Source organism: Halomonas sp. SCS19 (genome assembly GCF_040147015.1).
Lineage (GTDB): Bacteria > Pseudomonadota > Gammaproteobacteria > Pseudomonadales > Halomonadaceae > Halomonas > Halomonas litopenaei.
In genome coordinates this window covers 2,692,970-2,712,853 of sequence record NZ_JAMSHN010000001.1, presented here as the reverse complement: position 1 = coordinate 2,712,853, position 19,884 = coordinate 2,692,970, and the positions used below count along the sequence as shown (strand labels likewise).

Sequence of the window (19,884 nt, the reverse complement as noted above, 5' to 3'; positions counted from 1 at the left end):
AAGGCCCGCCATGGGGCGGGCCTTCTGGTTTCCTGCGGTCAGGTCTGGCTCCGCCTGTCCCTTACCAGCCGGGGCTATCACAGACGGGTGATCGAAGCCCGACCGCCACTAGTGGTTACTGCGGTTTCGGTGTGGCCATCGCCTCGCTGGAGCCACCCTCCTCACTGTCATCCATTTTCAGCGCTTCCTCGGGGGGCTCCATGCCTTCGGTCTTGGCCTGGTCACGCGCCTCGAAGGCGTCTGCACCGACCGGCATCTCGCGGTAGTGCTGATAGAGACCGTCGAGCATCAGCTTGCGATCCTTGCGCAGCTCTCTCACCAGCACGATCACCATCATGTAGAGGATGAAGGTGAACGGCAGCGCCGACAGTACCGATGCCGACTGCAGTCCCTTGAGGCCGCCAGCGGCGATCAGCGTCAGGCAGATGGCGGCGATCAGCACACCCCACAGCACCCGCTTGTAGAGGGGAGGATTGATCGAGCCGTTGTCGGTCATCTGGGCAACGATATAGGACGCCGAGTCTGCCGAGGTCACCAGGAAGATGAAGATCAGCATCATTGCCATCACCGACAAGAGTCCCGAGAAGGGCATCAGATCGAACATCTCGAACAGCGCCACGGTGATGTTGTCCTGGGTCGCCTGGGCCAGGCCGAGGCCCTCGTTGGCCAGTTCCATATGGATGGCGGTGCCACCGAACACGCCCAGCCACAGGCAGGCCAGCAGTGGCGGCACGAACAGCACGCCGAACACGTACTCCTTGATGGTGCGCCCCTTGGAGATACGCGCCACGAAGGTACCGACAAAGGGCGACCAGGCGATGACCCAGGCCCAGTAGAAGATGGTCCAGTTCTGGGCCCAGGGATTATCGTTGTAGGGCGACATGCGCAGGCTCATCACGAAGAAGTTCTGCAGGTAGTCGCCCAGTCCCAGGGTGATGGTCTCCAGCAGCTTGATGGTGGGGCCGGTGGCCAGCACGTAGACCATCATGGCGATACACATGATCATGTTGAGGTTGGACAGTCGCTTGATCCCCTTGTCCAGGCCCGACCAGGTGGACGCCATGTAGGCCAGGAACATGCAGAACAGGATGATGAACTGCCACAGGCCGTTCTCCGGGATGCCGAACACCGCGTGCAGGCCGCCGTTGGTCTGCAGCACGCCCAGCCCCAGCGAGGTCGCTACCCCCATCACCGTAGCCACCACGGCAAAGACGTCCAGGGCGCCGTTGAACTTGCGCAGCCCCGGTCGCTTGGCGGTCAGCGGACGCAGCACCACGGACACCAGGCCCGCCTGCTCCTTGCGGAACTGGTAGTAGGCGATGATCAAGCCCACCAGGGCGAAGGCCGCCCACTGATGAATCCCCCAGTTGAAGAAGCTGTACTGAATCGCGTAGCGGGCCGACTCCGCGCTTTCCGGCGTCATGTCGGCGTAGGGTGGTGCAATATAGTGGGTCATGGGCTCGGCCATGCCGTAGAACACCAGGCCAACCCCGAAGCCGGCCGCCAGCAGCATGCTGACCCAGGAAAAGAAGCCGTATTCTGGCTTGCCGTCCTGCGGCCCCAGGCGCACCTTGCCGTACTTGCTCACGGCAAGGCCGAGCAGAAATACCACGATGCCGGTGACCGACAGCAGATAGAACCAGCCAAAATAGTGGGACACGCCACCCAGGGCGCGACTGGCGACTTCGCCGAAACCTTCAGGGAACATGGCCCCCAGGGCCACCAGGATCAGGATGATGATCGCGGAGACGTAAAAGACCCGCTGTCCTTCATTGCGTTGCATATCGCCTTCCTTTTGTTCGACTGCTTGTTGGAAGGCCTGTGCAGCGCCGCTCCGGCGAAGACCACGCTCGGACGCTCCTTATCGAACGCTTCTGCCCGGGCATTCGCCGAGCAGCCTTTGCAGACCCGTACTTTGATAACAGTTAGGTTGTTATCTATCATCCCCGGGCAGCCCACCGATCCGGCTTGGCACTAAGCTGACACTGGACTGCCACTGGAGAGTCGAAGCACCGATGAGGCACCTCGGTGACATCATAGTGAAGTTCGCCACCAAGACAGCGGAATCCACCACCCGCCAGTCGGCGCAGCAAAACATCCGCCAAATTCGTCGCCTCAGGTACGAATTTTCCCGGCCAAAAGCCCGGCCCAAAAGAAGGAGAGCCCCATGGCCCGTCTCGACACTACGCCCCTTTCGGTCCTGGACCTGGCGCCGATCCGGGATGGAGGCACCGTCGCCGACAGCTTCCACGACAGCGTTGCCCTGGCCCGCCTGAGCGAATCGCTTGGCTTCACCCGCTACTGGCTGGCCGAACATCATGGGCTGGAGGGGATCGCCAGCGCGGCGACCTCGGTACTGATCGGACACCTGGCGGAGAAGACCTCACGCATCCGCGTGGGCAGCGGCGGCATCATGCTGCCGAACCATCCACCGCTGGTGATCGCCGAACAGTTCGGCACCCTGGAGACGCTCTATCCGGGCCGCATTGACCTGGGACTGGGCCGGGCACCGGGCTCGGACGCGGCCACCATGGCGGCGATGCGCCGCGATCCACACGCTGGCGTCGAGGACTTCCCCCAGCGTCTGGCCGAACTGGAAGGCTTTCTTGGCGATGCCCGACCGGAGCAGCGGGTCCGGGCGGTGCCCGGCCAGGGCACCCGAGTACCGATCTGGCTGTTGGGCTCGAGCCTGTACAGCGCCCAGCTAGCCGCCCACAAGGGGCTGCCCTTTGCCTTCGCCGCCCAGTTCGCCCCGGCCCAGCTCGACGAAGCGCTGGCCATCTATCGCCGCGACTTCCGCCCCTCCGAGGTGCTCGCGGCGCCCTACGCCATGGTCGGTCTGCCGGTGCTGGCCGCCGCCACGGACGAGCGCGCCGACTACCTCGCCAGCACCGCCCGACAGAAGTTTCTGGGCCTGATTCGCGGCCAGCGCGGACGCGCCCGGCCACCGGTGGCGACGCTGGACTGGACCCCCATGGAGCGCGCCCAGGTGGAAGGGTTTCTTGGCGCCGCGGTGATCGGCAGCCCGGCGACGGTGCGCGACGGTCTGGAGCGCCTGCTCGAACGCACCCAGGCCGATGAGCTGATGATCAACACCGACACCTATGCCCTGGAGGATCGCCTCGAGAGCTACCGCCTGGTCGCTGAGGTATGGCAAGGCTGAGCCCCGCCAGGCAACGTGGCGCGACGGGGCCTCAACGCGGAGGCTGAGCCTTGGGCGTACGCCATTCGGGCTCGCGCTCGAGCCAGTCGGGTGCGGCCTGCTCGAAGGCATGAGCCCAGCGCAGCAGGTCGCGATCACGGCGATGGGGAGCGATGAGCTGGACGCCCATGGCCTGGCCGTGCGGGTTGAAGCCTGCGGGCAGATTGATCACCGGGCACCCCGACAGGGAGCCGGCGATCACCACCTCCATCCAGCGATGGTAGGTGTCCATCGTTCGCCCGGCGATCTGCCCGGGCCAGGGTGTGTCGACGTCGAAGGCAAATACCTGGGCGCTGGGCAGGGCCAGCGCATCGAAGCGCTCGAACAGTCCGAGCAGACAGGCGTACCAGGCACTGCGCTCGACGTTGGCGCGGTGCACATCCAGCGCCGTTCGGCCCATGCCCTGCTCGACCTCCCAGCAGGCCTCGGGCTTGAGCTGGCAACGACGGCTATCGTCGGCCCAGACCTCTGACAGACTGCCCGCCACCGCCCACTGGCGCAGCACCAGCCAGCTTTGCCACAGCCGCTCGGGTGACATCTCCGGCACCACCGGCTCGACCCGGGCACCGAGGCGCTCGAACACCGACAGCGCCCCCTGGCAGACGTCCAGCACACCCTCTTCCATCGCCAGGCAGCCCTGCCAGTCGCCGAGCCAGCCGATACGCAGGCCCGACGCCGCGTCAGCGTCATCGAACGGATCGGCGAGACGCTCGGGATCATCGGCGAGTGACAGGGGAGCGCGGGGGTGGGCCCCGGCCTGGGTCGCCAGCAGCCTGGCAAGGTCGCCGACGCTGCGCGCCATGGGACCTTCGGTGGCCAGCTGATGGCCGAAGATATCAGGGCCTGGACCATGGGGAACGCGACCGAAGGAAGGCCTCATCCCGAACAGGTTGTGGTAGGCGGCGGGGTTTCGCAAAGACCCCATCATGTCGCTGCCATCGGCCACCGGCAGCATGCGCATGGCCAGGGCGGCAGCGGCCCCGCCGCTGGAGCCACCGGCGCACAGGGCGGGATCGAAGGCGTTGCGGGTCGCGCCGAAGACGCGGTTGTAGGTCTGGGAACCGAGGCCAAACTCCGGCGTGTTGGTCTTGCCGACAAAGATGGCACCGGCCTCGCGCATCCGCCTGACCATGATGCCGTCCTGCTGTGGCACCTGACCCTTGAACAAGGGCGAGCCCATCGAGGTCGGCAGGTCACGCGTGGCCGAAAGGTCCTTGATCGCCTGGGGAATGCCGTGGAGCCAGCCGCAAGAGCGCCCCGCCGCCAGTTCGCGGTCGCACTCCCCGGCCTCTTCCATCAGCACCTCGTGGTCACGGCGAGAGACGATGGCGTTGACCACCGGGTTGGCCGCGTCGATCTGTGCCAGGTAGGCGTCCATCACCTCGCGGCAACTAAGCTCTCGTGCATGGATCGCCCGGGACAGCGCAAGCGCTCCCAGCGCCAGGATCTCGCGCTGGGCAGGGCTCGTGGCGCCCTCGCCCACGGACGGAGCAGAGGATGAAGCGCCGGGCGGTGAGGTGGGCGAATCAGACGGTAAAGGTGACGATGGCGGTGGAATAGGCATGGCGTCCTCGCTGCACGGCATTGAGACGAGCGGGCTGGCCCGACATGTTCCAACGCTAGCGGGCGGAGCCTCAGCTGTCATCCATGCAAGAGCCTCCGCTGTCATCCATGCAAACGGTCGAGGGCGACCAGCCAGCCCAGGTAGACCTCACCATAGCGCTTGACTCGGCCTGCGTCGGGCTCGGCCCGGGAGCCTTCATCCAGCTGCACCAGCGTCTGACACAGCTCGTCCAGCTCGCCCTCCCTGGCACACCAGGCCGCCTGGATGGCGCCGCCAAGCGCGGCGGCGTCGGTCACCCGGGGGCACACCACCTCGGTGGCGGTGATGTCCGCCACCATCTGGCGCCAGGCGGCGCTGTGGGCGCCGCCGCCGATCAGCCGAATCTGGCGTGCCTGGTCGGCCAGCGGCCCCATCAGGTCAAGGCCGTAGCGCAGACAGAAGGTGGCGCCCTCCACCACCGCGCGACACAGATGGGCGGGGCTGGTATTGCGACTGGTCAGGCCGAGAAAGGAGGCGCTGGCCTCGGGCAGGCTCGGTACCCGTTCGCCGTTGAAGAACGGCAAGACCGTCACGCCATCGGCGCCGACAGGCGCCTGGGCCAGGGCCTGGTTGAACCCCGCCAGGTCGAGACCGAACAGCTCACGCACGCGATTGGTGGCCGAAGTGGTGTTCATGGTGCAGACCAGCGGCAGCCAGCCCGCGTGGCTGGCGCAGAAGTTGGCGACCATGGCGGAATCGGCCAGCACCGGGTGATCGGAGTGGGCGCAGACGGTGCCCGAGGTGCCAAGGCTCATGGTTACCTCGCCCGGCACGATGTTGCCGGTGCCGATGGCGCCGAGCATATTGTCTCCGCCGCCGCTGGCGACCGCGACGCCAGGGGAAAGCCCCAGCTCCCGGGCCAGCACCGGCCGGACCTGCCCTGCCGTGTCGCGGGAATCGATCAGTCTTGGCAGCACCCGGGCCGGGTCCAGCTCAGGGGCGATCCACTGCCACACCTCAGGACTCCAGCGCCGTGAGCGACTATCGAAATAACCGGTACCCGAGGCGTCTCCCGCCTCGCTGACACGCTCGCCGGTCAACCACAGATTGAGGTAGTCGTGGGGTAACAGCACGCCATCCACGCGATCATAGATGTCGCGATGATGCTCGCGCAGCCAGGCCACCTTGGAGGCGGTGTAGCCGGTCTGAGGCACCAGGCCGAGCCGCGCCAGGCAGCCCTCTTCCCCGCCCAGAGCGCCGATCAGGGCCTGGTTGTGGGCATGGGTCTCGGTATCGCACCACAGCTTGGCCGGGTACAGCACCTGGTCCCAGGCATCCAGCGCCACCATGCCATGCTGCTGGCCGGAGACACCGATGCCGCGGATATCACCGGCGCTGACACCGGCCGACGCGATCGCCGCGTGGAAGGCGCCGATAAAGGCCTCGATCCACTGTGCCGGGTCCTGCTCGCGCCGCCCCCTGGCGCCCTCGATCATGCGGTGGGGTCGACTGGCCTCGCCAATGGTGGCGCCACGCGCCAGATCCACCACCACCACCTTGGTGCTCTGGGTGCCACAATCCACACCGAGATACATGAAAAGATTCCTCGTTGGCGCATCGACACGGTGCGTCGAAGCCGACGCGCTCAGCGGTGGGTCAGGACGCCAGCGCCTCCAGGGTCGCCCTGGCGCCCTTGTCCTGCAACAGCTTCAGCGCCTCGACGTAGGCCACCACGAAGCGCGGCGAGTCGGCGAGATCCCCGAACAGCTCACGGTTCTCGATAAAGGCGGTGGGGTGCTCGCGCTGGGAACCGGCGAGCTCGGTCAGCCGATCCTTCCAGCGATCGACGATCACGATGGGCTGGCCCTGCTCGTCCACGCCTTCGGCGTAGCGCGCCCAGCTTGCCACCACCGCGGCAGAACGCTTGAGTTCGCCGCCGTGTTCGAGCTGGTGACGAATGACCGGCAACAGCCACTTCGGGATTCGGTCCGAGCTTTCAGCACAAAGCCGCGATAGCGTGTCTCTCACCTCGGGATTGGCGAAGCGCTCGATCAGGGTGTGCCGGTACTGATCGAGATCGACGCCAGGGACCGGAGGCAGTGTCGGGCTGCCCTCCTCGGCCATGTAGCCAAGCAGGAAGTCGATGAACAGCGGATCCTGACAGACCTCATGGGCGTAACGATAGCCGGCCAGATAGCCGACATAGCAAAGCGCCTGGTGGCCTGCGTTGAGCAACCTGAGCTTCATCAGCTCGTAGGGCTCGACGTCCTCGACCAGCTGCACGCCGACCTCATCAAACGCCGGTCGGTCACTGGCAAAATGATCCTCCAGCACCCATTGGGTGAAGGGTTCGCAGATCACCGGCCAGGCGTCTTCCAGTCCGAAGCGCTCGGAAAGCTCCTCGATGTCGCCCGGCGTGGTCATCGGTGTGATGCGATCTACCATTGAACTGGGGAAAGGCACTTCCGCCTCGACGTACTGCCCGAGCGCGCGATCACGAGCGTAGGCAAAGGCCGTGAACATGCGCCTCGCCACCTCGCCGTTGCCCGGGATGTTGTCGCAGGACATCACCGTGAAGGGCGGGATGCCGCGCTCGCGCCGGCGCTCGATCGCCGCCACGATCAAGCCAAAACTGGTACGCGGACGCTCGGGGTTGCACAGGTCATACACCACCTCGGCGGCATCGAGATCGAACTCGCCGGTGACCGGGTGGACGTTGTAGCCGCCCTCGGTCACCGTCAACGAGACGATCCGGATGCTCGGGTCCGACAGTGTCTCTATCACCGCCTCGGGGTCGTCCGGCGCGAAGCGGTAATCGATGATCGAACCGATGACGCGGGGTTCCAGCGCGCCATCGGGATGCTTGACCACCAGGGTATAGAGGTGGTCCTGGCTGGCCAGCGCCTCCTGCATGCGCTTGTCGCCTGGCATCACGCCGATGCCGACGATACCCCAGTCATGGGCCTGCCCGGCTTCCATCAGACGATCCAGGTACATGGCCTGATGGGCCCGATGAAAACCGCCGACGCCGAAATGGGCGATGCCCGGTGTCAGCGCCCGACGATCGTAGCTGGGCACCGAGATATGCGGAGCGAGGCCAGCCAGTTCCGCGTTGCAAAGTCGTGTCATGAAGGCTCTCCGCCAGATGAACAATGAGAAAGCAGAGCCGCTTTCCAAAAATGGGATTGGCTAGTGCCAGTGGAGATCGGCGGTGATCGAGCGGGTCTTGATCAGGCGCGCGTTGAGCATGTCCTTGTCCCGGGTCTTGGCGATGGCCCCGGCCTGGTCCTGGCCCATGCCGAGCCAGCGCTCGATCAATCGCTGCTCGAGCACCGTATCGGCGACCTCGAGAAACAGGCTGAAGTCGAAGTAGTCCGCCAGCGCCGGCCAGGGCCCGTGATCCAGCAGCAGGTAGTTGCCCTCGACGATCAGCACCCGATGACCGGGCGTGATCACCCGAGCACCGGCACGCGCCAGGTCCAGCGGTCGGTCGAATACCGGTACGGCCACGTCCCGGTCGGCTCGCTTCAGCCGCGCCAGGTCATGGCGCAGGCCATCCACATCGAAGGTTTCCGGCGCGCCCTTGATGGGCAGCAGCCCCTGCGATTCCAGCACGCCGTTGTCGAAGTGATAGCCATCCATGGGCACCACCTCGGCGACGCCGGGTTGCCGCTCGTTGAGCTGACGCGCCAGCCAGGCGGAGCGAAAGGACTTGCCGGCCCCCGGCGGGCCGGCCAGAGCAACGATATAGCGCGCCCTGCCCTCGCTGCGCGTCAGCAGTTCGTCAGCGATCGCTTCCATGGTGGGGGTCATCTGTCACCTCGCTCGTGCCCGTGGCTCAACTCATCCAATTGCCGCCATCGACGTTCAGGGTCTGGGCGATGACATAGTCGCTGTCGGCGCTGGCCAGAAACACCGCAGCGCCGGCGTAATCGTCCGGTCGCCCCATGCGGCCACAGGGCACCGCCTCGCCGACCAGTCGCTTCTTCTCGCCGAGGGGGCGTCCCTCGTAGCGGGCGAACAGGGCGTCGACCTCGTCCCACATGGGGGTATCGACCACCCCCGGGGCGATAGCGTTGACACGGATACCGTGGCGAATCAGGTCCAGCGCGCAGGACTGGGTCAGACTGATCACCGCTGCCTTGGTGGCGCAATAGGTGCTGACCAGAGGCTCGCCACGCCGCCCGGCCTGGGAGGCCATATTGATGACGACACCGCCACGTTTCGCCTCGACCATGGCCCTGGCCACCGCCTGCAGGGTGAAGAACAGCCCCTTGACGTTGACCGCGAACTGGCGCTCGAAGTCGGCCTCATCCACCTCGAGCACCGGCGCCATGCCAAATACCGCCGCATTGTTGACCAGCACGTCGATAGCGCCAAAACGTTTCTCTACCTTTCGAACCATAGCAGTGATGGCGGTGTTGTCGCGGACATCCAGCGCAGTACCCATCGCACGCTCACGGTCGAAACCTTCCAGCGCCTCGTCGATGGCCTCGCTGTCGACATCCGCGATCACCACGCGCGCGCCCTCCTCGGCGTAACGCCGGGCGATGGCGAGCCCGATCCCGCGTGCACCACCGGTGATCACGGCGGTCTTGTCCTGGAGCTTGCCCGCCACCGGGCCAACAGAGCCGTCTTTCATACGCTGGCCTGCTGACGCTGCTGCCAGTTGGACACCAGGGCGGGCAATTGCGCCATATGGGTGATCACCTGCCACACACCGAGTTGGCTGAGCCGTTCGGCGTGATCGGCGGGCAGATGGCTTGCCCCGACGAAGCCGATGACCGTCATGCCGGCGGCCAGCGCGGCGCTGGCACCGGCGATGGAGTCCTCGACCACCAGGCAGGCACCAGGGCTGACCCCCAGGGTCTCGGCGGCCAGCAGGTAGACGCCGGGATCGGGCTTGGGCTTGTCGACCTGCTCGGCACAGAAGATCGGCGCCGTGCCCAGCACCTGATCCAGACCAGTGCGCGACAACGAGGCGACGACCCGCTGACGACGACTGTTGGAGACCACCGCCTTGGCACCGGGAATCGCCGACAGCGCCTGCGCCACACCATCGATGGCGGTGAGTTCGCGAGCGAGGCGGGCTTCGATCTCGTCGTCGAGCAGGGCCAGCGCGTCCTTGGGCAGCGCGTGGGCGCTCTGGCCGTCGAGAAGTTCGAGAATCGCCGCGGTGGTGCGGCCCAGGGCTTCATTCAGGGCCGCCTCGACGTCGAGGTCGGGTAGCCACTCGGCCAGCCGCTCGGCCAGGGTCGCCTCGGCGATCACCTCACTGTCCACCAGCACGCCATCGCAGTCGAAGATCAGGGTCGTCATGGTCGCTCCTCAGGCTTCCGCGGTACTGGCGGCACGATTGTCCTGGCGGGTCAGAGACGCCAGCGGGTGACGCTCCAGGCTTGCCAGCGCCAGACCCTGCTCACCGAACAGATGTGCCCGGCCCGGCTCGAAGCCGAAGCGGATCTCGTCTCCCACCCGGTGGGTCACGTCGCCATCCACCATCAGCGTCAGCAAGTCGCCGTCCATCTCCACGTACAGCGAGGTCTGTCCGCCCAGCCGCTCGATCACGCTGACGCTGGCCTTCAGCGGTCCCTGGTCGTCGAGCATCAGATGCTCGGGACGGATGCCGAGCTCCAGTGCCTGGCCCTGGGCCACCTCGTCGCCTTCCACCGGCACCTTGACGGTATCGCCGCCCGGCACACGCACCTCGACCCCCTGGGCGTCGCCGGCAACGGCCTCGACCTTCAGGAAGTTCATCTTGGGCGAGCCGATGAACCCCGCCACGAAACGATTGCGCGGATGGTGATACAGCTCCATCGGCGAGCCGACCTGTTCCACCACGCCGCCCTGGAGCACCACGATCTTGTCGGCCATGGTCATGGCTTCGATCTGGTCGTGGGTCACATAGATCATGGTCGCCTTGAGCTCTTCGTGCAGACGCGCCAGTTCGATGCGCATCTGTACCCGAAGCGCCGCATCCAGGTTGGACAATGGCTCGTCGAACAGGAAGATGCTGGGGTTGCGCACGATGGCGCGGCCGATCGCCACACGCTGGCGCTGACCGCCGGAAAGCGCCTTGGGCTTGCGCTCGAGCAGGGGCTCCAGCTGCAGGATCTTCGCCGCGTCCAGCACTTTCTGGCGGCGTTCCTGCTGGGACACCCCCGCCAGCTTGAGGCTGAAGCCCATGTTGTCCTCCACCGTCATGTGGGGGTACAGCGCATAGCTCTGGAACACCATGGCCAGCCCCCGCTCCGCCGGCCCCAGGTCATTGACCCGCTGGCCGTCGATGACGATATCGCCGTCACTGGTGCTTTCGAGTCCCGCGATCATCCGCAAAAGGGTCGACTTGCCGCAGCCGGACGGGCCGACGAAGACCACGAATTCCTGGTCCTTGACCTCCAGATCGACGCCCTTGATGACGTGGGTGTCGCCGAAGCTCTTGACCACCTGGTTGAGTGTCAGTGTTGCCATCTTGTTGTCCTCGAAGTTCTGTCAGGGGCGCCTCGGCGCCGCCTGGAATATCTGTCTGCCGGTGCGTCGTTCACCGCGCCGAAGATCGGTTTTTTCATCGCGCCGAAGATCGGTCACTTCACCGCGCCAAAGGTCAGGCCACGGACCATTTGCTTTTGAGTCAACCACCCAAAAATCAGGATCGGCGCGATGGCCATGGTCGAGGCCGCCGACAGCTTGGCCCAGAACAGTCCCTCGGGGCTGGAGAAGGAAGCGATGTAAGCGGTCAACGGCGCCGCCTGAGAGGTGGTCAGGTTCAGGCTCCAGAAGGCCTCGTTCCAGCTCAGGATCACCGACAGCAATCCGGTGGAAGCGATCCCCGGCAGGGTCAGCGGCAGCAGCAGGTACCACACCTCCTGGAAGGTGCTGGCACCGTCCATGCGGCCCGCTTCCAGAATCTCCCTGGGCAGGTCCTTGAAGAAGGTGTAAAGCATCCACACCACGATCGGCAGGTTCATCAAGGTGTAGACGATGGTCAGGCCGATGCGGGTATCGAGCAGGCCGAAGTCGCGAAACAGCAGATAGATCGGTACCAGCACGCCCACCGAGGGCAGCATCTTGGTGGACAGCATCCACAGCAGGGTGCCCTTGGTGCGCTTGGTCGGCAAAAAGGCCATGGCATAGGCCGAGGGCACCGCGATCAACAGCGCCAGCAGGGTCGAACCAAAGGAAACGACAACACTGTTCCAGGCGAACTTGAGATAGTCGGCCCGCTCCTGTACCTCGACATAGCTTTCCAGCGTCGGGGTGAAGATCAGGCTGGGATCGGCGATCGCCTCGGCTTCGGTCTTGAAGCCGGTGACGATCATCCAGAAGATCGGAAAGAAGATGATCAGGGCCACGCCCCAGCCCAGCAGGGTGATGCCGAACTTGCGCCTGCGCTGGGCGCGCAGGGCCGAGGCACCTCGCCCGGCGTCGGCGACCGGCGCCTTGACACTGTCGCCGGTGGTAGTGGTGGTGGTCATGTGGTGCACCTCGTCAGCTTGTTGTTGGTCGATGGGTCGTCAGCGGCCGCAAGGCGCTACTGCTCGAGGTTCTTGGCCACCATGCGCACCAGGAAGATGGCGACGATGTTGGCCAGGATGATGGCGATGACGCCGCCGGCGGAGGCGGTGCCCACGTCGAAGTCGAGCAGCGCGCGGATGTAGATCAGGTAGGCCAGGTTGGTGGTGGCCAGCCCCGGACCGCCCGAGGTGGTGACGAAGATTTCGGCAAAGATCGTCAGCAGGAAGATCATCTCGATCATCACCACCACGCTGATGGCACGCTTCAGGTGCGGCAGGGTGATGTAGAAGAAGATCGCCACCGGGCCCGCACCATCCATGCGCGCAGCCTCGACCTGGTCGTCGTCCAGCGACTGCATCGCGGTCAGCAGGATCAGCAGCGCAAAGGGCAGCCACTGCCAGGACACGATGATGATGATCGAGGTCAGCGGCAGGCTCGAGAACCAGTCCACCGCCGGCAGCCCCAGGCTCTCGGCGAGCCAGGCGAATACGCCGTTGGCCGGGTGCATCATCATGTTCTTCCACACCAGGGCGCTGACCGTGGGCATCACGAAGAACGGCGAGATCGCCAGCACTCGGGCGACGCCGCGCCCCATGAAGTCCTGCTGGAACAGCACCGCCAGCAGGGTGCCACCGACCACGGTGATGGCCAGTACCCAGCCCACCAGCAGCAGGGTGGTGCCCATCGCCGACCACAGCGCCGGGTCGGTCAGCAGGTATTCGTAGTTCTCGAAACCGGCAAAGCCGGTCATGCTAGGCATCAACAGGTTGTAGCGCTGAAACGAGAACCAGACGGTCATCGCCAGCGGCACGATCATCCACAGCAGCAGCAGAGTAACGGCCGGCGCCTGCAGCGAGAGGGTGCGAAGCCCTCCGACGGTGCGCCCGGAAGTACGGTTCTTGTTCATGGGGGATCACGCTTGGTCAGGCCTGCGGGGTAAGTCCGCAGGCGATCGGAGCCAGGGGCCGACCGTGGAGGCCGGCCCGCGAACGAGCTTCAGTCGGTGTAGCCGGCGCGCTTCATGGTGCGCTCGGTAGCCCGCTGGGCGGCGGACAACGCCTGCTCGACGCTGGTCTCGCCGGTCAGGGCCGAGGCCACCATCTGGCCGACCTGGGTGCCGATGGCCTGGAACTCGGGGATGCCGACGAACTGGACGCCCACGTAGGGGTTCGGCTCGAGGCTCGAGTCGAGCGGGTCGGCCTTGCTGATGGCGTCGACCACGAAGCTGGCGAAGGGCGCGGCCTCGATGTACTCGGCGTTGTCGTAGGTGGACTGGCGGGTGCCGGGGGGCACGCTGGTCCAGCCTTCACGCTCGCCGACCAGCGCCACGTACTCCGGGGAGGTGGCCCAGGTCACGAACTGACGAGCCGCATCCTTGGCGTCCGAAGAAGCGGGGATGGCCAGCGCCCAGGCCCACAGCCAGTGAGAGCCCTTGGGGGTCTCGGCCACCGGCGCCGGGGCGAAGCCCAGTTGGTCGGCGACCTGGGACTCGTCGGCATCGAACAGCTTGCCCGCCGCCGAGGTGGCGTCCACCCACATGGCACAGTTGCCGCGCGAGAACAGCGCCAGGTTTTCATTGAAGCCGTTGGAGCTGGCACCGGCCGGACCGTAGTTGTCGAGCAGGTCGACGTAGAAGGCGACCGCCTCCTGCCAGGCCGGGCTGTCGATCTGGGCGTTCCAGTCCATGTCGAACCAGCGGCCACCGAAGGTGTTGGTCAAGGTGGAGACGAAGGCCATGTTCTCGCCCCAGCCCGGCTTGCCACGCAGACAGATGCCGGCCACTTCGCCGTCGTCGTCATGCAGGGCTTCTGCCCAGTCGCGCACCTGGCTCCAGGTGGGCTGCTCGGGCATCTCGATACCGGCCTCGGCGAACAGATCCTTGCGGTAGTAGAGCATCGAGCTTTCGGCGTAGAACGGCAGCGCGTAGAGGCTGCCTTCGTGGCTCAGGCCATCGCGCACGGGTCCCAGCAGGTCATCGACCTGATAGCTCTCGGGCAGATCATCCAGCGGCTCGAGCCAGCCCCGCTCGGCCCAGATTGGGGCCTCGTAACTGCCGATGGTCATGACGTCGAACTGGCCACCCTGGGTGGCGATATCCGTGGTCATGCGCTGACGCAGCACGTTCTCTTCCAGTACCACCCAGTCGAGGGTGATGTCCGGATGCGCCTTCTCGAACGCTTCGGTCAGGCTCTGCATGATCACCATGTCGTTGTTGTTGACGGTGGCGACGGTGATGGTCTCGGCCTGGGCGGCTGACGCGCCCAGCGACAGCACCAGCGCGCTTGCCGGCACCAGCGGCCTGGACAGCGCCGCGCAAAGAGGACGGAGGGTGTAAGACGGCTTCATGGCGCACTCCTGATCGTTACCCGCTTGGCGGGGATATTGTTGTACCGCCGACGCGAATCCTCGGACTCGTCGTGGTGGTCGGGCCTTGCGTGCATCCGAGCAAGCCAACGCTGCGGATACCTCTCCCAGAAAATGATCAATCAAATCACTTGATGATCAAATGATCGGACACAGCCACACAAAACGCAAAGCCGATAGCTTTAGACTTTAGCGGTACACGGACGCCTTTCAGCCCCTGCCCCGGCAACCACTCATCGACGTAAATCAGCCAAACGTCTGGCCTTCACCGAGCTCGCACAAAACAGCAAATATTAGATATTCAGCCTCTTCATTACCTTGTTGTTTAAAGGCTTTTCATCCTCCCATGGTAGTTTCCCGCCCCTGGCTTCAGCCTGGCCCCTTACCTCGAAAAGCCGTTGTAACAGTCAGTACTTTCTTTAAAATCAAACAATTACTTTAACCCTCTCCTTATTTTCCATATATAGAAATATTATTCCCTATATGGAATAAAATTGACGCTCTCAGACCCGCCTCCTAGGCTTCGATCGATCGCTGATCCGGCAGTTCGATGCGTCCTTTGCGGCACTTCTGCAGATCCACCGCGCGACCTGTCATTTAGTTCCCTGCCTTCTCGTCCGGTGCCCCGGGGCCCTTGCGTGAAGCGCCGGCCAGGGCCTCGCCGAGCATGCCTGCAGGCCCCACGCCACCACGCATGCCAAGCCAATCGATCCTGGATCGAGGGAGCCACAACAATGACAGACCACGCTGCTCTGCCTCCGGCCATCGCCAACAAGTCCAATCGCAAGCGCTACTTCCAGTTCAGTCTGATGCTGCTGGCGGCCGGGTCCATCTACCCCCTGCTCTACCTGCGCCAGAATTTCGAAACACCGATCCTCGAGGTCTTCGACATCACCTCGAGTGAACTCGGTAACTTCTATTCCATGCTGGGTGTCGTGTTCTTCCTGTGCTACCTGCCCAGCGGCTGGCTCGCCGACAAGTTCTCGCCCCGCCTGCTGGTGACGGTCTCCATGACCGGCACCGGGCTGCTCGGATTACTGTTCGCGACCATCCCTTCCGGCGTCATGCTGACGATGGTCTTTCTCGGCTGGGGACTGACCTCGGGGCTGACCTTCTGGTCGGCGATGCTGAAGGGGGTGAAGATGCTGGCCAAGAAAGACGAGCAGGGCCGCTTCTTCGGTATCCTCGATGGCGGGCGCGGACTGATCGAGGCGATCCTGGCGACCATTGCGATCAGCCTGTTCGCCTACTACCTCAACGACCAGCAGGACAACACCACCGAGGCGCTCAAGGTGGTGGTCTACATGTATTCGTTCACCTGTCTGGTGATCGCCGCCTTGACCTTCATTTTCTTCACTCGCCATGACGGCTCCGAGATACGCGCCAAGAAGATCAAGACCAGCGGCAATGTACTCGCCGACCTCAAGCATCTGGCGTCGATTCCGGCGCTGTGGCTGGTTGCCCTTATCATCCTGTGCGGCTACCAGCTGTTCTGGGCGACCTATTCCTTCTCGGCCTATGTCCAGGAGGGATATGGCGTCACCGCCGTCGCCGCCGGCGCCATCACCGTGGCCAAGCTGTGGATGCGCCCTATCGGCGGCATCACCGCCGGCTTTCTCGGTGACCGCTTCGGCAAGACCAATGTGCTGGCACTGCTGTTTCTAGGCGCCACCGCCTTTCTGGCCACCTTGATCCTGATGCCGACCTCGGTGGGCACGGTGGCCTTGCTGGCGGTGGTGCTGATGATCGGTGTGCTCACCTATGCGTTGCGCGGACTGTACTGGGCGATACTCGATGACTGCGATATTTCCATAGAGGTGGCGGGACTGGCCATCGGCGTAATCTCGCTGCTCGCCTACACCCCGGACATCTTCCTGCCACAGATCTACGGCTTCCTGTCGGCACGCTTCGAGGCGGTCACCGCCTACCAGCTGTACTTCGGCTACATCGCCTGCATGGGCATCGTCGGGATGCTGGCATCGCTCAAGCTCAAGGCGATCACCGCGCGCAAGGAGCAGCAGTTGCAGCACCAGCAGGCGTGAAGGCATGAAGGCCAGATCCACACGAAGTGACGAAGAAGCGCGTCAGACAACACCCTCGCGCCCCGGCGAGCCGCCGGGGCGCGAGGGTGCCAGGAAGGGTGTCAGGAAGGGGGCCAGGCAAAGGCGCTCGACGATACAGCGGCCGCGCTGCCTAGATTTGCGAGGAAAGGCGCTCGACGATATAGCGCGCCGCCTGATCGTCGGTGATCAGACTGGTCAACCAGCCGCCGCGCAGCGCGGCCAGGATGGCCGGCCCCTTGTCGCGGCCACCGGCCACCGCCACCATCGCCTGACGCTTCAGCGTGGTCAGCGGCAGGCTGGTCACTCGCTGACTGGTGGAGCAGTCGATCAACCGGCCATCGGCATCCATCGGCCAGCCCACCAGCTCTCCCACGGCGTCCAGCGCCAGCAGCTCGTCGAGTTCCGACTCGCTGATGAAATGATCCTGAAACAGCGTCGCCTGGCGATCGATCCGCCCTACCCCGACGAAGGCCGCGCTGGCCTGTTCGGCCACCTCGCCGATGGCGCGGAACAGCGGCTGTGCCGCCAGCGCCCGCTTCTCCTCGACCGAACTGGCGACCACCGGCGTCGGCAGCAGGTAGCGCTCGCCGCCGGTCTTGTCCGCCGCCACCATGACCCCGTCGTAGCGGTTGGACGAGCCGTCCCTGGCCACGTTACCGACCAGCGAGACGAAGCGATGACGTGGACGGTCGATCCGGCTCAAGGCCTCCACCGTCGCACGAATCGAGCGGCCGGAGCCCAGCGACAGGGTCTGCGGCTCGCTGCGCTCGATGATGCGTGACAGACGCTCGGCGCCGGCCACCGCCAGGTAGGGGGTACTGTCCTCGGCGGTGGCGGACGCAGGCACCACGTCGCAGTAGTCCAGTTCGAAGCGTTCACGGATGGCCTGGGACAGTGCGGTGCAGTGGGCCACGGGGTGGTCGATATGGACCTTGACCAGGCCTTCCTGCCTGGCCAGCGCCAGCAGTCGCTGCACGCCCGGCCGGGAGACCCCAAGCTGTGCGGCGATCTCATCCTGCGTCTGTCCACCCACATAGGAAAGCCAGGCGGCTCGTGCGGCCTGGTCCAGCTTGACCTCGAACTTGTCCACGCATCGTCTCTCTGGCTGATCGTACAGCCTGCATCATCGCAAGCCAGGGACACCGGCACAACGCAGGCTTACTCGGCCAGCGCCTTTTCCAGCAAGCCGCCGGGCAGCGTGACGCTTACCCTCAGTCCACCGAGCGCCGCGCGATCCAGGGTCATCGTACCGCCGTACAGCGACACCAGTTCCTCGACGATGGAAAGCCCCAGCCCACTGCCGGGGCGGCGCTCATCCAGACGCACGCCGCGCTTGAGTACCGCCTCACGCTCTTGCGCGCTCATGCCCGGACCGTCATCTTCCAGACGCAGGCGCACGCTGTCGCCTTCGAGCCAGAGATCGAGCTCGACCCGGGTACGCGCCCAGTCGATGGCATTCTCCAGCAGGTTGCCGGTCAGCTCCTGCAGATCGTTGGGATCGATGCGCAGCGCCAGCCCATCCGCCACGCGGGTCTCGAGATGGATACCACGACGCCTGGCCAGCCGAGACAGGCCGTCCAGCACCGGCGCCAGCACTCTGGCCAGACGTACCCTGGCGGCCAGGGCGGCGCTGCCGACGGCGCTGGCACGAGCCAGGTGGTGGCGCACGGCAGCATCGATACGTCCTAGCTCCTGGCGCATCCTGGCTCGCTCGGTCTCGGGAAGGCGTTCCGCCTGGGTCATCAACACGCTGACCGGCGTCTTGAGCGCGTGGGCCAGATTGCCGGCGGTGGCGCGACCGCGCTCGATCAGCCGTCGGTCATGGTCGAGCACCTCGTTCATGGTCACCGCCAGTTCCGCGAGCTCGGTCGGCAGCCGGGTATCGAGGCGCTCCCGCTGGCCGCCCTTGACCGCCGCCAGGTCCGCGTGAAGCGACCTCAAGGGCGCCAGCCCCCAGCGGATCTGCAGCGCCAGGCCGGTCAGCAACAGCACGCCGAGCCCAAGCAGCGACAGCCATAGCAGCCATTCGAAGCGTGCCACTTCGGCATCGAGCTCCTGACGGCTGACCGCCAGGCTGACGTGAACGGGGTGGGGATGCCCCGACAGCCTGAGGGAACGCTCGACCAGCCTCAGCCGCTGCCCACGAGGCCCTTCGATGGTGCGCCAGACGGTGTCCGGGGAGGCGGTGATCGGCAGGCGCTGATCCCACAGCGAACGCGAGCCCCGGGACAGGCGCTCGCCGTCGCTGATCTGCCAGTACCAACCGGAGAACACCTGATCGAAGCGCGCATCGCCGAGACTGTCGTTGACCACCAGGGCACCGCTCTGGGAGTCTCGATCCAGGGCCGCCAGCAGCACCCGGTGCATCGACGACAGGCGTTCGTCGAACGAGGCCGAGGCGGATTCGCGAAAGCTGTAGGACAGCCCACCGCCGACCAGCGGCAGGATCACCAGCACCAGCACCAGCGACGCCAGCAGCAGCCGCCGGGTCAGCGAACCGCGCGGCGGCGTCACGGCGCATCCTCTCCCGCCGGGGTCACCAGGCGATAGCCCTCGCCGCGCCGTGTCTCGATCCGCTCGCTGCCGAGCTTGCGCCGCAGGCGACTTATCTGGACGTCGATCACGTTGGAATCGGGTTCATGGTCACGGTCGTAGACGTGCTCGGCCAGCTCGGCGCGACTGACCACCCGCTCGCGGGCGTGCATCAGGTAGGACAACAACCGTGACTCCTGAGCCGTCAGCGCCACCGGCCTGCCGGCCAGCGTCACGGCCCCCGTGTGGGTGTCGAAGCTGAGCGCCCCGGCGCTGAGCACCGGGTGGGCGTGGCCGTGGCTGCGGCGCACCAGGGCCCGCAGCCGAAACATGACTTCGGCGGTCTCGAAGGGTTTGGTGACGTAGTCGTCGGCCCCGGCAGAAAAGCCCGCAGCCTTGTCGGACCAGCGCTCTCGCGCGGTCAGCACCAGCACCGGCAGGTCGATGTCGTCGTCGCGCCACTGGGCCAGCCAGCGGGTGCCATCGCCATCCGGCAGTCCCAGGTCGAGCACGACTGCGTCGTAGCGCTCGGTGCGCAGCAGAAAATCCGCCTCGCCTCCGGTCGCCGCGACCTCCACCAGCAGCCCGCCTTCCTCGAGGGAGGCGGCGAGCGCTTCGCTCAGCGCCTGGTCATCCTCGACCAGCAGAATCTTCATGCCACGCCT

General features: G+C 65.4%; 16 protein-coding genes. 2 read left to right on the top strand and 14 right to left on the bottom strand.

Annotated features, from left to right (window positions below; genetic code table 11):
- Positions 1-115 precede the first annotated feature (115 nt).
- Complete coding sequence (locus NFH97_RS11905) at positions 116-1,783, bottom strand: BCCT family transporter (protein WP_083970190.1); 1,668 nt, start codon at positions 1,781-1,783, stop codon at positions 116-118.
- A gap of 384 nt (positions 1,784-2,167) precedes the next feature.
- Here NFH97_RS11905 and NFH97_RS11900 point away from each other — a divergent pair, with 384 nt between their 5' ends.
- Positions 2,168-3,163 (top strand): LLM class flavin-dependent oxidoreductase, encoded by a 996-nt coding sequence (locus tag NFH97_RS11900; RefSeq protein WP_348814872.1) that lies wholly within the window; start codon positions 2,168-2,170, stop codon positions 3,161-3,163.
- Between the two features lie 31 nt (positions 3,164-3,194).
- On the opposite strand, the gene NFH97_RS11895 is transcribed toward NFH97_RS11900, so the two are convergent.
- From NFH97_RS11895 to NFH97_RS11850, 10 genes are all read right to left on the bottom strand, one after another.
- Complete coding sequence (locus tag NFH97_RS11895; protein WP_349624854.1) at positions 3,195-4,766, bottom strand: amidase; 1,572 nt, start codon at positions 4,764-4,766, stop codon at positions 3,195-3,197.
- A gap of 101 nt (positions 4,767-4,867) precedes the next feature.
- Positions 4,868-6,340, bottom strand: coding sequence for a xylulokinase (gene xylB, locus NFH97_RS11890; RefSeq protein WP_349624853.1), 1,473 nt, complete (start codon positions 6,338-6,340; stop codon positions 4,868-4,870).
- Positions 6,341-6,401: 61 nt separating this feature from the next.
- Complete coding sequence (locus NFH97_RS11885) at positions 6,402-7,874, bottom strand: mannitol dehydrogenase family protein (protein WP_349624851.1); 1,473 nt, start codon at positions 7,872-7,874, stop codon at positions 6,402-6,404.
- Between the two features lie 60 nt (positions 7,875-7,934).
- Positions 7,935-8,558, bottom strand: a complete 624-nt coding sequence (locus NFH97_RS11880) for a nucleoside triphosphate hydrolase (protein WP_108132238.1) — start codon at positions 8,556-8,558, stop codon at positions 7,935-7,937.
- Positions 8,559-8,583: 25 nt separating this feature from the next.
- Complete coding sequence (locus NFH97_RS11875) at positions 8,584-9,387, bottom strand: L-iditol 2-dehydrogenase (protein ID WP_349624850.1); 804 nt, start codon at positions 9,385-9,387, stop codon at positions 8,584-8,586.
- On the bottom strand, positions 9,384-10,064 hold the full coding sequence (locus NFH97_RS11870) for an HAD family hydrolase (RefSeq protein WP_349624849.1): 681 nt from the start codon (positions 10,062-10,064) through the stop codon (positions 9,384-9,386). The genes NFH97_RS11875 and NFH97_RS11870 overlap by 4 nt, the downstream gene beginning before the upstream one ends.
- 9 nt (positions 10,065-10,073) lie before the next feature.
- On the bottom strand, positions 10,074-11,216 hold the full coding sequence (locus NFH97_RS11865; protein WP_045991259.1) for an ABC transporter ATP-binding protein: 1,143 nt from the start codon (positions 11,214-11,216) through the stop codon (positions 10,074-10,076).
- Positions 11,217-11,329: 113 nt separating this feature from the next.
- Positions 11,330-12,220 (bottom strand): carbohydrate ABC transporter permease, encoded by an 891-nt coding sequence (locus tag NFH97_RS11860; RefSeq protein ID WP_045991260.1) that lies wholly within the window; start codon positions 12,218-12,220, stop codon positions 11,330-11,332.
- A gap of 56 nt (positions 12,221-12,276) precedes the next feature.
- The gene (locus tag NFH97_RS11855; protein ID WP_045991261.1) at positions 12,277-13,167 is read right to left on the bottom strand and encodes a carbohydrate ABC transporter permease; all 891 of its coding nucleotides are present in this window, start codon (positions 13,165-13,167) and stop codon (positions 12,277-12,279) included.
- A gap of 89 nt (positions 13,168-13,256) precedes the next feature.
- On the bottom strand, positions 13,257-14,606 hold the full coding sequence (locus NFH97_RS11850) for an ABC transporter substrate-binding protein (protein ID WP_108450158.1): 1,350 nt from the start codon (positions 14,604-14,606) through the stop codon (positions 13,257-13,259).
- A 752-nt stretch (positions 14,607-15,358) separates the two neighbouring features.
- Between NFH97_RS11850 and NFH97_RS11845 the strand changes: the two genes are divergently transcribed.
- Positions 15,359-16,666, top strand: a complete 1,308-nt coding sequence (locus NFH97_RS11845) for an MFS transporter (RefSeq protein WP_349624848.1) — start codon at positions 15,359-15,361, stop codon at positions 16,664-16,666.
- Positions 16,667-16,817: 151 nt separating this feature from the next.
- Here NFH97_RS11845 and NFH97_RS11840 read toward each other — a convergent pair whose 3' ends face one another.
- The 3 genes from NFH97_RS11840 to NFH97_RS11830 form a co-directional block, all read right to left on the bottom strand.
- Positions 16,818-17,777: a sugar-binding transcriptional regulator gene (locus NFH97_RS11840; protein ID WP_045994626.1), complete on the bottom strand. Its 960-nt coding sequence runs from the start codon at positions 17,775-17,777 to the stop codon at positions 16,818-16,820.
- Positions 17,778-17,845: 68 nt separating this feature from the next.
- Positions 17,846-19,201: an ATP-binding protein gene (locus tag NFH97_RS11835; RefSeq protein ID WP_349624847.1), complete on the bottom strand. Its 1,356-nt coding sequence runs from the start codon at positions 19,199-19,201 to the stop codon at positions 17,846-17,848.
- Entirely contained in the window at positions 19,198-19,875 is a 678-nt protein-coding gene (locus NFH97_RS11830; protein ID WP_045994628.1) for a winged helix-turn-helix domain-containing protein, read from the bottom strand. Before NFH97_RS11830 ends, NFH97_RS11835 begins: the two co-directional genes overlap by 4 nt.
- Positions 19,876-19,884 lie beyond the last annotated feature (9 nt).